Origin of the sequence: Vibrio sp. SCSIO 43097 (assembly GCF_023650755.1) — a bacterium.
Lineage (GTDB): Bacteria > Pseudomonadota > Gammaproteobacteria > Enterobacterales > Vibrionaceae > Vibrio > Vibrio alginolyticus.
Genome location: NZ_CP071841.1, coordinates 783,712 through 807,568 on the forward strand (window position 1 = coordinate 783,712; position 23,857 = coordinate 807,568).

7 protein-coding genes are annotated in these 23,857 nt (G+C 43.9%); 2 read left to right on the forward strand and 5 right to left on the reverse strand.

The window, feature by feature from the left end:
• Nucleotides 1-45: 45 nt before the first annotated feature.
• The gene (locus J4N40_RS19900; protein WP_005373415.1) at nt 46-564 is read right to left on the reverse strand and encodes an Hcp family type VI secretion system effector; all 519 of its coding nucleotides are present in this window, start codon (nt 562-564) and stop codon (nt 46-48) included.
• A gap of 456 nt (nt 565-1,020) precedes the next feature.
• Between J4N40_RS19900 and tssH the strand changes: the two genes are divergently transcribed.
• Together tssH and J4N40_RS19910 are read left to right on the forward strand one after the other, a co-directional pair.
• The gene (gene tssH / locus J4N40_RS19905; RefSeq protein WP_065275620.1) at nt 1,021-3,699 is read left to right on the forward strand and encodes a type VI secretion system ATPase TssH; all 2,679 of its coding nucleotides are present in this window, start codon (nt 1,021-1,023) and stop codon (nt 3,697-3,699) included.
• Complete coding sequence (locus tag J4N40_RS19910) at nt 3,686-5,317, forward strand: sigma-54-dependent Fis family transcriptional regulator (RefSeq protein WP_250654682.1); 1,632 nt, start codon at nt 3,686-3,688, stop codon at nt 5,315-5,317. The genes tssH and J4N40_RS19910 overlap by 14 nt, the downstream gene beginning before the upstream one ends.
• A gap of 80 nt (nt 5,318-5,397) precedes the next feature.
• On the opposite strand, the gene J4N40_RS19915 is transcribed toward J4N40_RS19910, so the two are convergent.
• From J4N40_RS19915 to J4N40_RS19930, 4 genes are all read right to left on the reverse strand, one after another.
• Complete coding sequence (locus J4N40_RS19915; RefSeq protein ID WP_064376244.1) at nt 5,398-10,143, reverse strand: OmpA family protein; 4,746 nt, start codon at nt 10,141-10,143, stop codon at nt 5,398-5,400.
• Complete coding sequence (locus J4N40_RS19920) at nt 10,143-11,222, reverse strand: YncE family protein (protein ID WP_250654683.1); 1,080 nt, start codon at nt 11,220-11,222, stop codon at nt 10,143-10,145. Before J4N40_RS19920 ends, J4N40_RS19915 begins: the two co-directional genes overlap by 1 nt.
• A 3-nt stretch (nt 11,223-11,225) precedes the next feature.
• Nucleotides 11,226-12,938 (reverse strand): hypothetical protein, encoded by a 1,713-nt coding sequence (locus J4N40_RS19925; protein ID WP_033906401.1) that lies wholly within the window; start codon nt 12,936-12,938, stop codon nt 11,226-11,228.
• Between the two features lie 767 nt (nt 12,939-13,705).
• Nucleotides 13,706-23,668, reverse strand: coding sequence for a tandem large repeat (locus J4N40_RS19930; RefSeq protein WP_250654684.1), 9,963 nt, complete (start codon nt 23,666-23,668; stop codon nt 13,706-13,708).
• Nucleotides 23,669-23,857 lie beyond the last annotated feature (189 nt).

Sequence of the window (23,857 nt, forward strand, 5' to 3'; positions counted from 1 at the left end):
TTAGGGCCAACAATCGTTGGCCCTGAATCTTTACGCGACGAGCAATTAAGCTTCGCGTGGAGCACGCCAGTCGTCGTTACCCGCAGTACCACAGTTTTCGTGAGTTACTTCGATCGCACGGTAAGTGAACTTAAGCACTTCTTCTGTCACGCGGTCAGCTGTTGCTGCGTCTTGACAGTGGTTCATACGAGTTTGGATATCGACAAGTAGCGCATCAATCAATTTGATTGAGTAGTAGTGCTCTTGTTTACCTTGAACTGAAGTACGGTAGAAGCGGATCACACACTCAGGAAGTTTTTCGCCAGATACTAGTGCGTTGAATAGTAGTGGAGATGAGCGATCTTGAACTTTAGTTACAACAAGTGGACGGTGTACACGTTGACCAGTTGGCTGACCACTTTGTGGATCACGTGGAACTGTTAGCACGTGATCAAGTTCTTGTACTAGGAACTCATCAACATGAGCTTCTTGCCATGTGTTACCTACTGAATCTGCAGAGTAAGTATCTTTAGTAATATGGCCTTGAGTCTCACCTTGGATAGACATATATGCTGGAGTTGGCATCGCTATTTCCTTTTCTAAAATCTGTTTTGTTTAAATCACCAAATCGCTTATCACCGCGACTACTTGGTATAATCAAAGTCCGTGCCAACTTTAAAAATGCAATAAAAACAACAATTTAAATAAATTAAGACATTATTCACCAATATCTTGAGTACAATTTATTGGATAAAAAACCAAAAAGTTGGATTAAGATAATAATAAATTGTTATAACTTTAAAAAGTGAAAATAACCATATAAAACCGTGTAAATAAAGTCATTAAAACTAATAAATCCGACACTTTTACTATCAATTAATTTAGAATAACAACGCCATTAAAATAACCACAAACATTAATGTCACAATAATCATTAAAAATAACCAACAAACGATAGTCAAAATATCTTGATAAAAAAAGAACGCAATCACTTTTAGTATAATAGCTGCTACCTCTTTTCCTCTAAAGAATAAAATGGCTATGATAAATATAAACCTTTCTTCATTAATTCAGCGTCTACACCCGATTGCAAAAGTAGCATTAGAAGACGCCGCTGCACTTGCAGTCTCTGAAAAAGCAAACGAAGTTCAAATTGAGCATTATTTACTGAGTCTATTAGAAAGGCCAAATAGTGATTTTGACGTCTTATTAAGTCATTTTGATTGTTCTGAGAACTTATTAAGACAATCGGTTCGATCCACACTCGACACCAACGCCAAAGGAAATGGCAGCAAACCTGTTTTTTCTGCTTTATTAATCGAATGGTTGCAAGAAAGTTGGCTGGTTTCTTCTTTAGATCTATCCGAAACACAAATCCGCTCTGGTGCCTTACTCCTTACTCTTGTTAGCAACCCTCTCCGTTACGGCCAACATGGTTACGCCTCTATCCTTGAAGCGGTAAACCCTGACAGCCTTAAGCGTAACTTTGCAGAGCTAACAAGCCACTCTATTGAGGCGCAAGTTGCTACTTCAGAGAAAACACAAGCTCGTGAGGATGGCTCAGCACTGAGCAAGTTCACAACCGACTTCACTGGTAAAGCACGCAAAGGCGAAATCGACCCTGTTTTCTGCCGCGACCAAGAAATCCGCCAAATCGTGGACATTCTTGCTCGTCGCCGTAAAAACAACCCTATTGCTGTTGGTGAACCGGGCGTTGGTAAAACCGCAGTAGTAGAAGGTTTGGCACTTAAGATTGTACAAGGTGACGTACCAGACAACCTCAAAGGTGTTGAGCTTTACGGCCTGGACATGGGTCTTCTGCAAGCTGGTGCAAGCGTAAAAGGCGAATTCGAAAAACGCCTAAACGCAGTATTGGATGAAGTGAAAAACTCACCAACTCCAATCATTCTATTCATCGATGAAGCACACACCCTTGTTGGCGGTGGTAACCAAGCAGGCGGCAGCGACGCGGCAAACTTGCTAAAACCAGCCCTAGCGCGTGGTGAAGTGAAAACCATCGCTGCGACAACATGGTCGGAATACAAGAAGTACTTCGAGAAAGATCCTGCTCTTGCGCGTCGTTTCCAATTGGTGAAACTCGACGAACCGTCTCCTGAGCAAGCAGCATTAATCATTCGTGGTCTGCGCCCAACATACGAGAAGTCACACAACGTTTACGTGCGTGACGATGCTATCACTGCTGCGGCAGCACTTTCTGCTCGTTACATCTCTGGTCGTCAACTGCCAGACAAAGCGATCGATGTACTAGATACGGCGTGTGCACGAGTGAACATCAGCCTTAATGCCATTCCTGCTTCTGTAGAGACACTGCAACAAGAACTTGCAGCTCAACAGCGCGAGCTTGAAGCACTTGAGCGTGATGCTCTGCAGCAAACTGGCGACAAGCACAGCCTTGCTAACATTCCAGACCTAAAACTGGCAATGGAAACAACGAAAGAAGCGCTAGCAGAACAAGAAGCGCAATGGCACAAAGAAAAAGAGCAGATCCAAGAGATGATTGCTCTACGCTCTCGTTTGCATGAACTGGTCTTTGGCGAAACAAATGAAGAGGAGCTTGTTGCAGAAGAAGATTCAGAACAAGAGCAAAACGTTTCTCCATATGCAGAAATGGATGAAGAAGCCGTTCGCATTGCAATTTCGGCCTGCCAAGAACAGCTAGATGCAATCCGCAATGGCAACCCACTGGTTCACTTTGAAGTGGGTCCAGATGAAGTTAGCCACGTCATCTCGGACTGGACTGGTATTCCTATGGGTAAGATGCTTCAAGACGAAGCAGAAACCACGCTAAAACTGAAAGAAAGCCTAACACAAAGCATCAAAGGCCAAGAATACGCTATCGATGCACTGTCTGAAGGCATTCAAACTGCGAAAGCTGGTCTAGGTAACCCAGACGCACCGACAGGCGTATTCCTGCTCGTTGGCCCAAGTGGTGTGGGTAAAACCGAAACGGCTCGTGCGATTGCTGATCAAATGTTTGGTGGTGAGCGCTTTATGACGACCATTAACATGTCTGAGTTCCAAGAGAAGCACACGGTATCTCGCCTAATCGGTTCACCTCCGGGTTACGTAGGTTACGGTGAAGGCGGCATGCTGACAGAAGCGGTTCGTCAACGTCCATATTCTGTTGTTCTTCTTGATGAAGTGGAAAAAGCCGATCCTGAAGTGTTGAACCTGTTCTACCAAGTGTTCGACAAAGGTACATTGAACGACGGCGAAGGCCGAACCATCGATTTCAAGAACACGCTGATCATCATGACCAGTAACCTTGCAACGCACGAGATTGAATCTTTGGTTCATCAATCAAAAGACATCGATGCGAACATCATCGCAGAAGCTATTCGTCCTACATTGAACCAACATTTCAAACCAGCGCTGTTGGCACGTATGTCAGTACTACCATTTGTTCCGCTGTCTGATGAAGCAATGACAGAAATTATTCACCACAAGCTGAATAAAGTTTCTCAGCGTCTACAGAGCCATCACAAGTTGTCGCTAAGCTACGAAGAAAGTTTGGTTGAGTTCGTACTAGGTAACTGCCGCCTTGCTGAAACAGGCGCGCGTAATATCGACGCGGTCATCAACCGTCAGTTGCTGCCGCAACTATCGACTCAGCTATTAGTGCATGACAAGGATGATTCACATACGCAAATCGAAGTGTCTGTCGATGAGCAAGGAACACTAACCTATGCGTTCAGCTAACCATAGCGAACTTAGTAACGCCCTACTTGCGATCAGTCAGTCTTTGGCTGATCGCAGCCAGCTTACCCAAACGTTGGATGCTGTGTTGACTGCTGCGAGACAAATGACCCTCGCAAAACACGGCATCATTTATGTTTTGGACCAGACTGGGCAGGCGTTGATTCCAAGTACCGCTCACCATAACGATAAAACGATTGTTTCCCACCCTTGGGAAGCATTACAGTTAGACTCAGCCAGTGAGAACGATCCATTTAACTTTGCCATTCGTAATGGTGAAGTGGTGTTGATTAACGAGTTGTATAAGTACAACGGCTATGACTGCGAAAGCATCTATCAAACAGAACAGACACTGGGATTAAAAAGCGAGAACTTATTGGCTTGGCCTTTGATTGATAGCGAAAGCAAAACCATTGGGCTGTTAGTCTTACTCGATTTGAACGTCATCGACAACGAGGCAGCCTTGACGGAGTTTTGTCGAATGGCAGCGAGTAATATTCGCCAAGCTGTGTGGTTAGAGCAATACGGGCAAGTGATTAAAAATCTCAATGCAGACAATCACGCCCTAATGCGTGAGAACACTCAACTCAAAAAGCGTACCCAAAAAACCTATCAGGGTCCTATTGCAGAGAGCGAAGAAATGCTCAATGTCTTGAATCGTCTTGATAAGGTGCTATCTCTTCCTGTCGACGTTCTGTTGCGTGGTGAAACGGGCGCTGGTAAAGAAGTGATCGCGAAATACATTCACGAAAACTCTAATCGTTCAGAACAACCTTTGATCGTACAGAACTGTGCCGCAATCCCAGAGCAGTTATTAGAGTCAGAACTCTTTGGCCATAAGAAAGGCTCATTCACTGGCGCGGACAAAGACAAAGTCGGTTTGTTTGAAGCAGCCAACGGCGGCACACTATTTTTGGATGAGATTGGTGATATGCCAATGCTACTGCAGGCTAAATTGCTGCGTGTGCTACAAGAACGTAAAGTTCGCCCAATCGGCACCAGCAAAGAGATTGATGTGGACGTGCGCGTAATCGCCGCAACCCACTGTAATCTTATGCAGCAAATCAAAGATGGCGGATTCCGTGCCGATTTGTTCTATCGTTTGAATGTCTTCCCGATTACATTGCCACCTTTAAGAGCACGCAAGTCGGACATCCTCCCTCTCGCAGAGCACTTCGTGCAACACACCACCAACACGCTAGGTTTGCCGCAAGCGCCAGGGTTAAGTGCCAACGTACGTAAACAGCTGCTTGCCTACCAATACCCAGGGAACGTGCGTGAGCTTAAGAACATCATTGAGCGCTCGGTGCTACTGTCCGATTTTGAAACCATTACTCACATTGAGTTTGGCGAACAAATCCCAGAAGATGTACCAAGTATCGACATGAAAGCAGCTTCACCTACCCCAGAGCAACCTGCTTACGAGCAGCAAGCACAAGCGGATTTAGAAGACGTTTCAAAGAGCCTTAAAGACGTCGTTAGCCAATACGAGCGTACAGTGATCATCGATTGCTTAAATGCCTGCAATTGGCACACCAAGAAGGCCGCTGAGCAATTGGCGCTGCCAATGAGCACACTCAACCACAAGATGAAGAAATACGACATTTCTGCAGCGGGTTGATGGGGCTTAAAAAGAAAATTCTAAATTCAGTATGAAGTCATAAGAAAAGAAAAACCGCCCGAAGGCGGTTTTTTTGTATGTTACTTTGCCTGTAAAAGAGCGATTTCCGGAGCATTGAGCGAAGACGCTTGTTTCGTTATCCAATTCTCAACATATCCTTTCTGCTCGTTCTGTACCCCTAGGTTTTTCCAGTGTAAGTGATTCGCCTCACTTGTCGCATTTTCCTTTTCAACCGTTTCTATCCATGGCTTACCCGTCATGAAGTCTTTCACCGCAGGAACTTGAAGCTCAAACTTCGGTAGTTCATAACCTTCACTTACATCCATTTGTTCAAATGAAGCCAGCTCAAGTTTGATAGGTTTTAGATCATTACCATCTAAAACATCACCAAAAGGTCTTAAACCATTAACTAGTTTGCCTGTAGGCGACACATAAGAGTACTCAAAGCGAATGATATAAAGGTACTTTTTCTCGCTTGAAGTTAATAAACGGGAGAAATTCGCGTCATTCTGATCAATAAATTGAACGGCGCTTTGCTCCAGACCTGTACGCTTAGTCGCGCCGCTATCGTCAAGCTCTAGATCAAAAACGGTTCTTGTTTCTATTCCATTATACCCAGTATTTGACTTCTCGGTAACAAGACGAGAATGAATGTTGACCACTCCAGCATAATGCATCACGTCATGTTTAACTGGACCATCTTTGATCTGCAGTTTCACCCCACATTCAATGGCATTGAGTAACATTGTATCGTAATCGTCACTCGCACGATCATCCCCTAACACCGCAAAACAAAGTGAGAACCGTTGCTCTTTCGACCAATCAAACTTGTTGCTTATCAGTTTATTCGCATTGCCTTCACCCCAAGCAAGGTCACCGTCAATTTCAACACCAGGCAAAATAATAAGGTTGCCATCGATCACCTTCGGTGTAGTGTCTCGGGATGATGCAGACTCACTCATGACAAACTCTTCGATTAAAAAGTCAGTGTCTGTGAGTTTCGTCTTTTCCAATGTTCGACCGTTAAAGTTTTTCGCTTCTTGTGCAGGGCTTTGACCATCGATACCAAAGTTAACTTCAGTAATATCTAGAGTGTAATTTTTATATGTACCCAAGCCCTCTAACTTACCCGCTAGCAAATCATGTCCTCCTAGTGAGAAGACATATCTCATCTGCTCAAAAGCACCAGTGTCTCGAACATATTCAAACACGCTTTGACCTGTAAAGAAGGCTTTCACCTCATCTATGACTTTAACATTTGGACATAACGGCTTGATGCCATGGATTAAAAACTCACCAAATTCATATGTTGGTTCAAATTCAAGACCATGCAATTCCTCAACACGCTTACTCTTAAAGTGTTCTTTAATCGCTTCATCAGGGTCTTCGAATTGAGAAGCATCCATTTTTGTAAACAACACATCAAAGGTTGGCCCATGAGAGTCCAAACCAACAACAGCGGCGCGATAAGCGACCTCCTGTAAAAACAGTGCCTTAGATGAGACATTGTCTTTTAAAACCACCTGTAGTTTCACGCGAGTTTGTGGGCGTAGCTTTCGTCCATTCTGCGCAAATGCCCACTCTACATATGGCGTCCATTTAGCACCGTCTTGAACCAGCAAGCGGCTGAACTCTATATCATCATGCCCAAGTTCTACTGTAGCTAAGTTGAAGTCGTGACAAAATGCCTTTAGGCCTTCTCGGATAGAAGCTCTTTCTTGCAAGGACTCATCTGATTTTCGGTCCAAGAATAGACGTGTTTGTACAGGGAATCCCGTATTAAATGCCCCCCCTATTTTTTCACCGTAACTCCATTGTAACGAGCTATTGGCATCTGATTTAGAGAACAAACCAGATTTTTTAAAGCGGTTTACCCAGTTCAGGGCCAGTGTATTACCATCATTGACTGGAATTTCCCAGTTATCACTCATGACATACAGCTGAATAAACTCGTCAACTCGATAATCCTCAATGAAATCATCAAAGTCCCCCGTCAGGCTCCACTTAGCGCGGAGAAGCGTTAGTAACTCAATCAATGAATTCAAAGCATAAGAGCGCAACAAAAAGCGCTTCAACAATTCATCATGATTCGCCTGTTTTTTGAGAAAGTCAGCTAAGCCAACAGCATCAATGACCTGAGGTTGAAGGTCTTGACTTATCCCTTTGTACAGAGAGATAAGCTCTTTGTTGATGCTACTGAGTGTCTTTAGCATGCTTTTGTTGTTGTACTGAGCTTTGATCTCCTTAAACGTCGCATCACCAAAAAGGTCGCCATAGAAATCAGTTGCAGCGCCCAAAAGATCTGCACCCACTTTACCGGCAAAATAATAGGCAGCCACTGGTGCGGCAGGCGTCCAGATTGCGACACTTGCCATTGCATCAACGGCAGCAATAATCAACTTATCTTGAGCTTCCTTTGCCGCAAGCTGATGCCCTTCCCAAATTTGATGCGCGCGATTTAATGCCATCGTTCCCGAGCGGCTCGGTGGTAGGGAAACCGCAAAGTCAGGGATGATCAACCTAACCTCTACACGTCGGTTCACAGCGATATCAGCAGTATCTGATCGGTCGTTAACGTCGGCATAACCTTCGATATCATCAATCAGTTGTGACTTACCCTTAAATTCAATCCACAACCTTGATTCTAGATTCGCTCGTTCTTTTTCGCTTGCTTTGGCAAGGATGGCCTCTTTAACGACATCCGCACGCAATCTGGAAATTTTTAAGTTATTTTCATGCGTTCCTATTGGCCCTGCATGGCCAATAATGGCAACTTGGTAATCAGGGTTTTTGGATAAAAGCTGGCATAATTTTTTACATACTTCTATATAGTCGATATGCAGTACTTGAACTTCGTTCTCAAACTCAGCAGAGTTAAACTTGAAGTTCATTCGAACAACGACCCCTTGACCATCAACAAAGATCTGAGCATTCCCTTCTTTACCAAGCGCTTCCTGCACCGCTTCTGCCTTTTTTTGCCAATGTTCTGGATTATCAAAGCGACGAACAAACGTTAAAGAAGAAAGATAGTTTTCAGAGTATTTGCTTAAAGTTTCTTGCGCTTCTTTCGCATTTTTAATTTGTTCAGAGAACGCCGAATATTGCTCTAACGCTTCCTTGCCACTTGCGATAACTCCAATTGCTGGTAGCGCGCGATTTGTTCCGCTCAAAAAATCACTGCTTAAACGTCCAACGCCACGCATGATTTTTGACTCTGGGCCTGCCGCTTTAAAAGCACGTTTGATATAAGGAATATCGATTACATGCTTTCTAAACACTAACGCTTGTGCTTGTTTCAGCGTTAGCTCTTTACGCGCAAAAACCTTTGCAAGGCTGACGCTCTTTTTAACACCACTGGTGGCGGCAAGTGCCGAATGTAACGCGATACCACTCATCAGAAATGGAGGTAAAGCCCCTGATTCACTGTTTTCCCATAGCGCCTGCCCGATGGTTTTCGCCATATCCGCAGGTGGGCCAAAAAGCTTAGCACCGTCAATGGAGAGAAAATCACTGCTCAACGATTCGTAGGTTTTGTTGATCGCAGCATGCAAAGATAACGGTGCGACGCCCGGCTTTTGCTTAGTTTGATAGGTTAACCCCTTTGTCGCGTAGTCTGAATAAGATGGCAACTGATTAGGAAATTGTTGGATGAGCGCTTCCTCTAAGGTGATCATGTCACCACACACGCACGCCATTTTGCCAATGCCCGCTGTCTCGATAAACGTCAGCTTTTCATGCAGCTCATAAGTATATACATTCTGCTCCACATCAGTTTTAGGGTGTTTCATAAACTGCTTTGTGGCATTGGCCTTCAACACACTTTCAGGTAACTTTTTACGTGTTTCATCGAGTGCTTTCCATTCAGTTTCCCAAAATTGGATGCGCAACAAATAAAAACCATCTTCAACTTGGCTAGGGTCAAGGTTAAACAATGCACTTGGTAAAACGTTTTTTTCACCAACTTCAATTGCCCATCTTGCAACGTTGGTATCGACTACCTTCACATTAATCACTTCTTCTGCGGCGCTCTCTAAATCGCCCGCTTTGAGCTGCTTAACCGGTCTAACTAGCGAAACTTCCGCGCCACGATAAAGATTATCAGTGAACAACACTGCACAACTGTGCGTTCTTGGCACAACAAAACCTTTCAGGGGTTTGTTTCTTTTTTTCTGACGCTCTAACCAATCATTGTAACTTTGTTGTTCTGGCGAAAGGTCACCACCAGCATAGGCAGGAGCAAGTTGGTTTACTGCAATTTCAGTAAGTTGGAACTTCACACCCGTTTGGTTTGTTTTGTTGGTCCCATCATCAATGTACTGGGCAAAATGCTTAATGTTTTCTGCAAGACTTACTAGATTTTTTGCGCCCCCAGTACTTTCTGGATCATTCAGCGGCGCAATCATCTGCGCCAACAAACGCAATGGTGGAAAGCTTAATTCATAGCTTTTCCCTTTGCAGATCCCTTCCGGTCGGTTGCCCAACTTGAGTACTTCGTAATTGTTGACATCACTCGGTACAGAACTTTCAGAGTCGACCTTTTCTCCCGATAAAGGTTGCTTACCCATTGCTTGTGGTGGCTCGCCTAAACCTAACTCGACCAATTTTCCCTCTCTGGTGGTGCCCCACAGTGCGGGTTCACCTCCCGACAAGGCATTGACCATCACTGGAGTCAAAGGTATGGGACGAATCTTACCCTCTAGCTCATTTACTTGAGTGAGATCTGGCTGGGAATGCCAGTCCGGCCACACTTCCACACCATCATCGTTCTTTACGGCACTAAAGAAAGCTCCAAACAGATAGACTTCATTATCAAACGTAAAAGCCATTAGTTCGCCTCCTTAAACCAATTTCCTTGATTTGCGGAGAGGTTATACACAATTGCAGGATCTAACGTGCGCCCATAACCCAATGGAGACCAGCTCCACGCTTGTTTAGTATGGTTTTTCTGCACCGACATCAGCATCGCGTTGTAATTTGTTAGCGAAAAACGATTATTTAAACCGATGGCATATTGCATTGCCCCATCACGCTTAATCTGTTTACCTTTCGCTAGGTCGACGACAAACACATTGTGATAGTTGCGATTAGCCGCCCAGACAATGTCCCCTTCTGGACTTATGGCTTTATAATCCGCTTTTGATTTATTCGTCGCTAAGTCCTTATCCCAAAAAACTGCTTTTGCTTTTTGATTTGTATTTGCATCGTAAATAAGCGCAGCAAAATCATTTACCTGATATCTTTTCCCGTACTTTATGAAGCCAGTATCACTGATGTAAAGATCGGTCTTTTCCGCCTCACCTTTAGCAATATCCCACTTATAAACCACACGACCAACCTTACCAGTGCGGTAATAAACGTAGCTGCTATCTTCCGCCCATAAAAATCCGGAAGGGCCTTCAATATCATGTGGCAGCTTAATCAGCTTCTGGTTTTTGATATCAAAAAGGTAGTTAGTCAAACCAAAACCGACTGCAACGTAACGATTGTTTGGCGAGCGACTGGTTTTATCAACAGTTATGTCACCATCGCCAAGCCATGGCAAATCGGTCACCAAACGTAAATCGGTGCCATCAGTCTTCATACTCCAAATTTTGGTTCGTCCTTCGTATTCATTATACATAGGGTCTGGCTCATAGCCTGAGTCGTTTGATAAGTTGGCCCAAGTAAACTGAACGCGTGGCAAATCGTAAGAGCTCGCGTCATTTAAGTCTTCCCTTGGCCATTCTTTGGCGCGATGGATAAAGTAACGAGGAAAGTCACGTTGTTGGTATGTCGCAGAGTCAGATTTAAAGATCTCACTTGGCTCCATGGTGTAATAGTTGTGTTCACCAATGTAAGTGCGGCCGTCATCTTTACAACCCGCTATCGATAAAGCAGCAAGCAACAGTAATAGTATTTTCTTCATGGTTTAACCTAGCAATTCTGAAATGGGTACATTTTCTTCTACAACGACAAGACGTTGGCTACCGGTGGAGAGGCTCGAATGAACACCTCGAACAATATCGACGCTCTTGACCTCTTCCGGCGGGAATGCGAACCGAAGCGTCATATAACCATCGTCATCTTTCATTGCTGAACGAAAGTACGATTTGTGAATCCAATCCTGTTCTATGTTACGAAGCCCAAAGAAATCGTCCGGCTGATCTGTCAAAGGCTCGTGAAGGTAACGTATAGAAGGCAATGCGCCTCTTGGAGCCAACTTAAGCCCCGCGATATTGCTCTCTTTGTGTTCGTTGATGACTCCACTGCCGATGCCTGTCGATGCGGTACCGGAAACTGGAATAATATTCTCGCCCGCATTATTAAAGCTTTGGGATGAGGAGTATATTTGCAACTCTGAAAGAGACTTAGCAATTGAAGCAGGATCACTCTCTAGCTCAGACAGTTCCGTGTTTGTCAAAGCCAACTCGGAGTAATGGATATAACATTCTTGTGCTTTTCCCGCGACTTTGTATGGCACCCAAATATGCGGTAGAGGAACGCCTTGCGCAATACGCAAACCATCTTTGCCAGCTTTATAAGGGCTTAGCACCGTTTTAACAGTGATAGGATCAATATCTAATTCTGGAAAAACAACATCTACTTCCTCATCTACAAAGCGGAATACCCTAGCACCTTGATCAAGGCTTAGATGTCCCGAATACACTTTCTGACCGGATTGATAAATCTCAAATGCTTCTTCGCCAATATAGTAGTCTGGTACAAGGTTGGCCCCATCAATGTTGACATGTCGTGTTTTCATCGAGGATTCAGGATCATTATTTCTGTAGTACTCTAAATCGACATCAGCAAAGTAGCCTTTTGGTGTAACTTCAACCTCTCGCCAAACTTTGTTATTCCAGATTACATAGAAATAACCTTCTGCAACCAACTCATGTCCATTTGGGCCCTCTAGCATAGGTAGTACAGGCACCAACACGTTATCCCACTCATCCATTTGAATTTCTTTATCAACGGGTTGCATATCTTCGGCGAGTTTAAGCAAAATTGGCTGAGGCTGATCAGTGCAAGGGATTTTGATATAGAGCGTTTTGCCCTCAGCTTCGAGATCTTTAAATGTCGCGAGGCTGCGGTGTTTGTTTTCTGTATCAGCCTTGCCTACAGTCACTTTTTCTTTTTGAGCTTCCGTTTTTCCCAACATCAAACATGCCGCGTTGCTAGACCACTGCCCTGCAAACTCGACAACGATTTTTTGATCTAGACTTGGCTCAGAGGGGACATGCGTGTAACTACGAACTAAAGCAACATCGTCGGTAACCTGCTTGTATCCTGCTTTAAAAGCTTTGCTTTCATTCGAAGCAGATACAGAGTCAACGAGTGATTTAAGTCTAGGGAAGCTTTGCAGCTGAGAGTCCGTCAATGGCGACCGACGAGCAACGGTAGATAATGACACCCAATTGCCTTTTCCCAATTCGATTCTTATAGCAGCTAGCAATGCGCTGGTCGTTTTTTTGGCAGAGATGGAAATCTTTTGCGCCAACTCTTTAGGGAGGTTTCTAAGGATGTCATCTGAATTTCGCAAACGCGAAAGCTGCCCTATACACTCGTCCGGTGTAAGAACATAAGATAGCTCGTTGGAGGATAGCTTCGAGCTAGGTATAAATTTGCAAACTAAATGCATTTGAATTCTCCACAACCAACATCGTAAATATGGCTGCGGTGACAATTAAGCTGATAAGGCTTACAAGTACGATTTGGTCTGCGTATCCTACTTACTTAGCCATTTATTTTCAACGAGATAGAAAAATCGCCCGAAATCAAAAACACCAAAAAAATGGTGACTTTTGCTATCAAAACATGCGATTTGACCACAACAAAAGCCAGTAACATCACGCACTCTGTCAAAATGGTAAAATCGTACTATCTAAAAAAATTTAATTTATGGACTGAAGTTAACAAAAATCGTAGTAACGTGCGCTTCAGGTAAGCACGAGGAAATTCAGAAGTTTATGAGGTGCCCTCCTCAGCAACAAACAACAAATTGACTGTTACTGAGGAAGTTTAAATAAAAAGGTGAGCGCATTACGCACTCACAAAAGTAACTGCTCTGAAGCTTGCTAGGATTAAATTTGCTTCATCGCGAGTTAAAGAGGTGAGGTATTACCCATCGACCTCATGCAGAACACTATACTCAGAGTATAGAAACGAGCGTAAATATATAATATTTAAAAAGATTTTCAACGCGACACATTCACCACAGCACCTGCCGAGCGACCATCACAATCACGTCATACACACCTAAAAGCAACATTGGCCTAGTTATTATAGTTATTCAGCCTTGTATTAAGACGATTCATTAATTCGAGTAACTTATCAATAAAGGCAATTATTTTGATAAATATCACAAAAAGTCCCAAAGAAATAAAGCGAGCTAAACGCTCGCTTTATTTATGCCGCATTTTTTAAAGTTTTGTTCTCACTAAAATATCGGTTGTAAACAGCACCTAAGGAGGCTGTACTTGCGAAACGATCATAGTTAAATGTTGCTTGAGCCTCTTCGGCAGAGGCGGAAAGCTTGTTGGTACCATTTACATAAATCGTCACTACCCCCTCCTTCAGTCCTGAAAGATCTAAATCAGTCGTCCATGAGTCTGAAAGCACGGTAGCCATACCTGTGGCTTCTGTACCATCAGCGTCGACTGCTTTAATATCTATGAACTCACCATCTTCAAACCGTTCACTGCTACCACTTACTGTCATGCTTTCCACTCCAGTAACATCGTTGATAACGTCTAGGTGTATTGTCGGTGTAATTGGCATGGAGTAAGCCGTGCTCTGGCTACCGGTATTCCCTGATAAGTCTTGGTAGTCACGAACAAGCAACGCCACATTGAGCTCCGACGTACTTGGTATCACCACATCACCAGTCCAAACACTTGGGTCTGCGGTTGCCATTAATGAAGTGATCGTGGTACCACCTAACTCCGCCGCGGCGGACTGCAGATCTTTATCGAACTCTAGCGTTACCGTCACGCTTTGGCCGATGGCTTGGTGCTCAGGCGTAAACGTCACGTTAGTCAGCGTTGGCAGAGACTGCGCCAGTGTAAAGCTCTGGCTTTCACTCACTTCAATGCCCGCTGAGTTCGTCCCCGTCACCATCACGGTATAAGTGCCATTGGTTTGGTGACTCATATCCATTGCGTCACTGATCCAAGTGCCACCAGCTTGTACCGTTGCACTGCTGCTTTTTAGTACCGTCGCGCTGCCTTGGCCTTTCACTTCAAGACGCAGGGACTGACCATCAAAGCGTGTCGACGTGCCTTCGAATTGTAGCGTGGCGGCATGCGTTTCATCCACATTGCCCACTGGCGTGATGGCTAAGGTCGGCGTGATCGGCATGGAGTAAGCCGTGCTCTGGCTACCGGTGTTTCCTGATAAGTCTTGGTAGTCACGAACTAGTAACGCCACATTGAGCTCTGACGTGCTTGGTACCACCACATCACCAGTCCAAACACTTGGGTCCGCGGTTGCCATTAATGAAGTGATCGTTGTACCACCTAACTCCGCCGCTGCAGACTGCAGATCTTTATCGAATTCTAGCGTTACCGTCACGCTTTGGCCGATGGCTTGGTGCTCAGGCGTAAACGTCACGTTAGTCAGCGTTGGCAGAGACTGCGCTAGTGTAAAGCTCTGGCTTTCACTCACTTCAATGCCCGCTGAGTTCGTCCCCGTCACCATCACGGTATAAGTGCCATTGGTTTGGTGACTCATGTCCATTGCGTCACTGATCCAAGTGCCACCGGCTTGTACTGTTGCACTGCTGCTTTTCAATACCGTCACGCTGCCTTGAGCTTTCACTTCAAGACGCAAGGACTGACCGTCAAAACGTGTCGACGTACCTTCGAATTGTAGCGTGGCGGCTTGCGTTTCATCCACATTACCCACTGGCGTAATAACTAAAGTTGGCGTGATCGGCATGGAGTAAGCCGTGTTCTGGCTACCGGTATTTCCTGATAAGTCTTGGTAGTCACGAACAAGCAACGCCACATTCAGCTCTGACGTGCTTGGTACCACCACATCACCAGTCCAAACACTTGGGTCCGCGGTTGCCACTAATGAAGTGATCGTCGTACCACCTAACTCTGCTGCGGCGGATTGCAGATCTTTATCGAATTCCAGCGTCACCGTCACGCTTTGGCCGATGGCTTGGTGCTCAGGCGTAAACGTCGCGTTAGTCAGCGTTGGCAGAGACTGCGCCAGTGTAAAGCTCTGGCTTTCACTCACTTCAATGCCCGCTGAGTTCGTCCCCGTCACCATCACAGTATAAGTACCATTGGTTTGGTGACTCATGTCCATTGCGTCACTGATCCAAGTGCCACCGGCTTGTACTGTCGCGCTGCCGCTTTTTAGTACCGTCGCGCTGCCTTGGGCTTTCACTTCAAGACGCAGGGACTGACCGTCAAAACGTGTCGACGTGCCTTCAAATTGTAGCGTGGCGGCATGCGTTTCATCCACACTGCCCACTGGCTTAATAGCTAAGGTTGGCGTGATTGGCAATTCGTGAGCGGTGTTATCCTCACCTATGTTGCCAGTCAAATCTTTAAACTGACTAACAACCAAGTCGACACTTAACAGCGCGGTGCTCGGAACTTGTACATCACCAACCCAGACCTTTTTATCTGCCGTTGCTGACAGAGAACTAATGCGATTGCCGCCAAGCGTAGCGGTCGCCTCTTGGAGCTCTTTATCAAACTCAAGCGAGACACTCACGCTTTGCCCCACGCTCTGATGCTCGGGGTTAAATGTCACATTGGTTAGTTTTGGTAAGGTTCCTTCAACCGCGATACTTAAGCTGCTTCCTTTTCCAGGAATTGTGTTGGTACTTTGATAGCTATTGTCTTCTACCTGAATAGTGATATTTTTATCTTGTTTTTCTGGGCTGACATAGTTAACCGTCCACGTAATATTGTCTGAAGTCGACCAAGTATCTTGTTTTAACGTTCCTGTTACACCGCTATCACTAGCGACAAGATGGACATCTGAGATATCAAAGTTCGTAACTTCTTCTGTAAAGTTAAACGCAAGCGTAATCTCTTCGCCTCCAAAAAGAGGGGCGCTTGAGGCGGTAGAGATACTTAGCCCGGGAACGGTTGCCGCTTCCACATGCGCGTCAATAGAACTTTCACTCTTGTTATCCACCTTGTCTGTTGCTGCCACCGTGATCGTATGATCGCCTTTCGGTAACAAATAGCTTATGACATAAGGCCCCGCTTCGGTTGTCGGCTCAGTAATCGCTTGAGGAGCTACTGTGCTACCACCACTCACCGCTTTTGACGTGACGAGATTTAAATTTTTATCTGTAATGTATGCACTAATTTCTAGTTGATACTTATCGTTTGTCGGCACCTTAGAGGTTTGATTAGCACTTAAGCCCGAAATACTTGGAGCGTCATAATCAACAATAGATTCGATAACCTTTCCATCATAACTTTTGCCTAGTAATTCAAAGCTTGTATTCTCTCTTCCAACTGAGTCCGTCACCGTCACCTTAAGGGTATATGACCCTTGGTTATCGACGGCAAAGTTCATCATTCCATTACCACTAGATGAGATAACATCACCTGAGTAACGCAAGGAATCACCGAGGCTTGGAATAAGCTCCACAGAATATTGTGAAGCTTTCACTCTTTCTCCTTCCACCGTAGATACCGTAAACGGCTGGCTTGCCTTGGTTAAGAACAGTTTCCCACCCTGCAAACTCGTAATTCCATCGAAATCAACCGTGACTTTAGGAACACTAATATCAATGACTTTTCTGATATCAGAATACAGTCCGACGCTATCTGTCGCTTTGATGTCTACTGTGATTGAACCACGCCCCTCTAACTGAGATTTCGGTAGTTCAAAGTACGTAGATGAACCATTCCCATCCTCTACTCTTTCTTCTTGATAACTCGGGTTTAAAACCGAGTAGTTTACTGTTGCCAGGCTGCTACCAGTGTCCGTTATGTCAAAACGAAAACGAACATTATCAGGATTTGTTGGCGATTCGGTTACGATAATCTCATCGCCAACACTTGGAGGTGTGTTGTCAACTTTAATATCAACGGTCGCTTCACCGACTCTCGACCACACATCCGTTGCGGTAATCGTTGTCCTGATCGTTTTTCCATCCGCATCGCTAGGAAGTTCACTTGTAAATGTTGAACACTTGTAGGTTGGATCATCTGCACACACCTCTAATTGTGCAAACTTCTCCGGATTATCTTTATAGTTGTAGGATTCCGTTCCAAACCTGGCCATCACATTGTCTAGTCTAGAGTTTTCATACAGCTTAATTCTGAATTTGGCGACAAGCTGCTGACCATTAATGGTTGTGTTTCCAACCGGATCAGTAATTTCAACGACTACCGAACCTTTAGGTAATTCAAGCAGTAGATCGTGCTCTGGCGTCAAGTTTCCTGCTAAATCAGATAAGTTCTTGATTTTGTATTCTTGAGTTGTACTCAGGCCATCAATAATATCGGCATAGGATTCAGAATACGTACACTTGATATTTCCAACACCTTTGGCACAAGTCGTTGGTGTATAAGCTTTGTTGCCAAGATTACGAACCAACTTTGGATATTCATCTGAACTTTCGGTATTCACGCCTGATAAAGCATCATTGAAAGAGAGCTCAAATGTGAGCATCTTCTTCTTCAAAGCTTCATCAAACCAAACATCACTTCCTTTAAAACTGTATGAGTTACCATCTACGACTGTCGGTGCATCAATATCCACCATCGAGAAATTGAACTTGTTGATCGTTTCACGCCCATTTGTACCCAAGGTTTTAGTGATCAAAGTAACAGGTGCTTTGGTCATGTTTTGCCCAACATTGACACTACAACTGTAAGGTTCTTGCGATACGTTGATAACACCAGAAGTTGGTTGCTCATTAGTTGGTGGCGCATCCAGAGAGTTGTATTCTTCACGAACCCAACACTCTAACGTTTTGGCTTTGACCGCACTCAATGTAGTAAAGGTGACATCAAGAACACCATCAGATAAGTAATTTTGGAAGTCCAGCGGGCTTTCAACTGTTAGAACCACGCCTTCACGCTGTACGCTAAAGGTTTGGTTTACTTTTCCAACCTTTCGGTCTTTTTCATCAAGGTAACGAACTTTGTTATAAACTTTGATATCAAGTTCATAATTACCATCTTTGGCAATTTGTGTAGAAAGCAACGTTGCAGTCCAAGTGCCATCTGCGGTTTCTGAGAACGTAAAGTTAGTCCCGTTTTGCTCTCCAGAGAATCTATAAGTTGAGTCAATTCGATCAACGCCACTATCATCAACAATATCAAGCGTAAGTACGATATTCCCATCTTGATAGATGGTGTTGTTTGTAATTGGCGTTCCATCCGTGTAACTCATCGCCAGCGTCACCTGCGGGATGGAGTTGTACACTTTGACGGTAAAATCTTGCTCATCACTGGTTAAGGTTGTGTTGCCACGAACATCAGACCCTTTTAAACGAACCTTGTGTGTACCCGTACCTAAATCACCAAGGCTCACTTTGAGATCCTCATTGATTTTTGTACCGGGAGAGCCAGGTAATGGTTCCAGATCGCTAAACGTCCAATACTCTAGGCTTTCTCGATTGACACCATTAATTGAAACATCACCGTTTGCATTTAGGTCTAGCGCCGTTAGGTCAAAGACATAGTTACCTAAGTAGTAGTCATTCGCATTGAAACCACTTAATCCTAATGTTGGTCCATCACGATCAAGAATAACCTTGTGCGTGTTAGAACTAGACTCAAAACCATAAATATCGGTTGCTTTTACATACAATGACGTTGTTTTTTCATCTTCAGAAATGTCTATTTTATCTGTGTCACTCTTGATAAGAGACATGACAAACTCTTTAGATGAATCCGTTGGCACAATTGTCTTAATTGGCGAATCTTTACCACTTTGATACAGCGAGACTTGCTCAAGGTCTGAATCGTCTATTACGGATTTAAATCGCACATTGAACTCACGCCCTATGACATAGTTCTCTTTAGACAATGTGTCTTCAACCCAAGGCGTATTTAGGATGATTTCAGGGCCTTTGTTATCGACTTGGAAGGTAAATTTCCCTGTTGTACTAACATTGGCAGGGTAAGCGTTGTCCGTCGCAGTGACGTAAAATTCATTCCATTCATCGTAATCAAATGCTTTTGAAACCAGTTGGACTTTGACGTCAGGCTGTTCACCAACTAGGTATGGTACGTCACACGCCTCTGTTAGAGGGTCACAGCTTTCTAATGTCAGAGCCTGACCAGATCCGCGGCGCAAATCTATTTTTACGTTATTGCCAGAGCTTAACGTCCCCCAATCAATGACAGGTGCCCATTGGTTATTACCACCTAAACGGCTTTGAACCTGCTCACTTTTTACAATAGGGGCTTCAGAGTCGATACGAATATTGAATCTCGGAGCGGTGCTAGTTAACTCTGAAACGGAGTTACCTAAGTTGTCCTCTGCTGCTGCAACAACTAACCAATCTCCATCACCAGGATAAATCGTAGAGCCTTGATTTGAACAAATCTCGCCCGTACATAGTTTGACTTTAAACGCGTCTTTCGAGTTACTTGCAAAGTTTTCTGGTGTGTATGTTACTTTTTCACCGGTTTGCTGGTAGAAAACAAGGCCCCTCGAGGCAAGCTTATCACCAACAATATCCTCAACCTTGAAGGTTAATTCATGAGTATTGTTCGCATTTAAATAAATACCGTTTTCTACAGGTTTACCATCGACATCATTGGGTGGAAGGTAACTGGCCTTAGGGAAGTCGTTATCAATAAACACCGATTCTATAAACGGAGATTTACCATTGTAACCATACGCATTGCCATGTGGGTCCATAGCACTGGTCTCCACGGCAAACTCTATAATATCTTTTAGTTCACTAGACTGGGAGTTAAGGGTGAAGAAGTACTCTTTTCGATAAGTATTGCTGCTGTCTGAGTTTTCTACGATGTTGATGTCCAGTGGTATTTCAATATTTGGCTCATTGGCTTGATACCACATCGTGTTAAACTTCGGGCCGTGAGCGTCGGTTCCTACAATACCAGAAGGATCGTCTAGGACAATTTTAGAAACAACCTCGCCAGCGATATAAAGCCTATTACCAACCATCGTCTCTCTACCGCTTTCAATGGTTAATTTTGGCTGCGGAGGCAAGGTATCGATACTGCTACCCTCTGTATCAAAAATGTTCTTACCATTTAAGTCAGGATTAGCCATCGAAATATCATCAGCATAGAGCTGCGCGATATTGGTCTCAATACCGTATTTGCTCGCCATGATTTCATAATAGGATTGCGCCAGATCTTTTCGATAAGTTTCAGCGCCAAACGTGTAAGAATCGAGCGTAACTTGACTTCCTCCTGCCCCTACACCATTTGCTTTTCCATCGTAGCTAAAATCATCGTAAATAGCAGATGCAAAATCTAATGAGTTATTTCTTGGCATTCTCTCGGCAATACTATCAATTGCTTCAACAAGGAATCGGTGTAGATAGTCATTTGATGGCTTGTCTGGAATCGCTTTAGTCGTAAGCATTTCATTGGTTGCATAAGACACAACCGTTGGGTCAAACCCAAAGAATGAGTTGTTATTCGTACCTGATAACGCGTAGCGCACCTCATCAAGAATTTGAATCGCACGTTCTGAAGTTTTCTCTCCCGCTGTCACTTGATCCCACTGGAAATCAAACAAACCAGTCTGATATGTCGATAGTTCAGTAATATAGTAAGTTTGAGAACCTTTGAGCTTAAAATACACACCAATATTGGCCTTGTTTAAGTCAACCGTTACTTTCTTGGTCCCTGGATCTCTTTTCCATTGGTAATAGTATGGCTCACTGCCTTCGATACCAATTAAACGAACACGCATGAAATCATAATTCACTACGTCAGTTGTGGTTTCACAACTCGCTACGTCAAGAGCCATGGACTGGTCACTTTCCAGTTGCTGGATAGTGGTACAACTTGCAAGTGAAGTGAATTCACCACTTGGGCTCAACCCTTCAAGTTGAGCTCGCGCACCAATAAATGGTGTCACCACTTTTATGGTTGGTAGGTCAAAGCTACTTCTAAAATATACTTCTCTTGGAGTGCTTTCGTTATCAGACTCATCGATGGTTTGAATGACTAACTTTTGACTACTGTTTTCTGATACCGATTTAAAGCTGTCACCCAAAATATCTCTTACAAAAGGAATGTAATAAATGACATCCTCTACTCGCCCATTGCTATCTAACAGTGTTTCGTGCGGAATTTTTGCGATGTAATCGTCATCTGATGCGGTTGTATCAATAACTTGCTGAAGTGAGTAATTATTATCGTTGTTTTGGCTTACGTAGTACTTGACGACAAGCTTAACCTTATTAGCGTTAGAGCCTAAAACCGTATCGGTATTTACGTCTGAAACTTTCACACGAACATAAGGGATTTTATTCTCTTTCAATAAATTAGCGTTGAAGTTACTAAAATCTATCCCTTTTAATGAGCTCTGAATCCCTAAACTTGCGTACGCATAATCAATCTTCAGGAAATCGCGGCTTGCTTGAACATTGTCTGGGGTGTACGTATCTTGAGAGTAGATACCATCGTAAGTGGTTCGTTCACCATCTAAACCCACATTTACGTACGTCATTGACGTACCTTCAGGATAGGTTATCGTCTGTGCTGGCGCTTGATCGTCACGACTTACTGCATGCTGCGCAGAGCCCGTATTGCCTTTGCTATCCCTCGCTCGAACCTCAAAGACCGTCGTAGATAGGAATTCATCAGTTGGGTAAGCCTTACTAAACTCACAAGCATTTCCAGACTCTACAGTGACAGGAGAACATGTGACGCCCTCATGTAAGCCATCTTTAAATGAAATACTGACCGAACTAATCTCTTGCGAGCTTTCTTTTACAACGCCTTTCAGAACGTATTCTTTAAGTTGGTTATTAATTGCACTCGCCGATGTAATATCGATAACAGGCGCATCGTTATCCCATTCAAAGTTGATATGAAGACCCGAATGGCTGCCTGGAATTAACTCATTACCCAGTACATCCGCTGTATACAAGACTAACCGTGCTGCTGTTACGTTTGAGAGCCCTGTGGCAGGGTTCATATCCACACTATCGATCTCTTTGGTATTAATGTTAACTTTTACGTTGGTCTCTCGAAGGCCAACTTCAAAATCATCAAATTCAACCGAACAGAATGTGCTTCCAAAATCTTGTATGTCGTTACATTGAAATTCACCAGACCAAGAGCCATTAATCTGATACTGAATAAAGGCGGATACGTCTTCTACACCGATATCATCAACAATTTTTAGGTCAACTTTATCGGTGCCTGCAAGTACATCACGGTCAATGCGTGTCACGATAGGCGCTGTGGTATCAATCTCCGTCCCATCTCGCGGTGGAATGACGCCATCTGTACTGCCATATGTACCTAAGTCATTAAGCTTCTTACTAAAGTCGACATAGTCGGCAGCATCAGTACCTGAAATATTGATACTTGGGTCGTTTACCACGATCAAAACGTGCTGAGATAAGTCACGTGTGTAAACGTCGCTGTTTATCTTTTTCTGTCCAAAGCTGAGGGGAGTCACTGCTCCTGAAGTCTGGCTCACTTCAAGACCATCAAGAACACCATCTGCAATAACATCCCGATATTGGATGTCAGCGAAATGCATTGAAGTGTAGACGTTATCGCTGTTGCCGTATTTTTTTATAAGATCGTAAGAGTAAGACGAGTATGCTGTTAATAAAGCGCCGTATTGATGCCCAGTACTAGCAAAACTGCTTTGCCCACCTTTGGTAATATCAATAGGTTTGGTCTCATTTACGTCAAAACCATACATGCTATTGATACTATCCAAAGCAGTTGAAAAGGAACTCTCATCTGTGGCCCCCTGGGAAATTTTGTACTTTGCCAAGCCTGCTGCCAAGTTCGACAGCGGAGTAAGCATTAACTTTTGCTCACTCCCCTCTTTAAAGTTCACAACACCTTCAAATTTAAGTGTCTTCGCATTACTCACAGATACCGTTTCATTTGTAAACGGATCGGTATAACTCCCCTCTTTTGCAACAACAAAAAGAGGCATTGACGAAGATTCAAACTCTAGCAGATAGTTTCCGAAGGCATCAGACGTTGTGTTAGCCAACTTCCGACCTAAGTTTCCATTTTTGAACTCGAAAACCTCAATCTTGGCGCCATTGACTGGGGCGTCAAACACCATACCGGAAATGCTTCCTTTGCTTCTAGCTGGCGGTGTGTTGTCTCCTCCATCACCACCACCACATGCACTCAATAAAAGAGATGTAAGCGTAAGACCTAATGTTAATTTCAGCGTATTTTTAGCGAACATAGTAATTTGGCAAAATATATTTTCCCGAGATTATATTATTGAAAAATATTTTCTCAACGTGACATTAACACCAACAAAATAGGCATAAACACCAAGCCAACCGTCACTTTGACTGAATTATTAAAATTATTTTCACATCCTATAATCATTAACTTAGTTAAAACAGAGGAATTACTCATGCTTTAATGC

Bases quoted from the DNA above. Each gene is read 5' to 3' on its own strand.
- tssH (WP_065275620.1), top strand. From the start codon at position 1,021: ATGATAAATATAAACCTTTCTTCATTAATTCAGCGTCTACACCCGATT.
- J4N40_RS19900 (WP_005373415.1), bottom strand. From the start codon at position 564: ATGCCAACTCCAGCATATATGTCTATCCAAGGTGAGACTCAAGGCCAT.
- J4N40_RS19920 (WP_250654683.1), bottom strand. From the start codon at position 11,222: ATGAAGAAAATACTATTACTGTTGCTTGCTGCTTTATCGATAGCGGGT.
- J4N40_RS19910 (WP_250654682.1), top strand. From the start codon at position 3,686: ATGCGTTCAGCTAACCATAGCGAACTTAGTAACGCCCTACTTGCGATC.
- J4N40_RS19930 (WP_250654684.1), bottom strand. From the start codon at position 23,668: ATGTTCGCTAAAAATACGCTGAAATTAACATTAGGTCTTACGCTTACA.
- J4N40_RS19915 (WP_064376244.1), bottom strand. From the start codon at position 10,143: ATGGCTTTTACGTTTGATAATGAAGTCTATCTGTTTGGAGCTTTCTTT.
- J4N40_RS19925 (WP_033906401.1), bottom strand. From the start codon at position 12,938: ATGCATTTAGTTTGCAAATTTATACCTAGCTCGAAGCTATCCTCCAAC.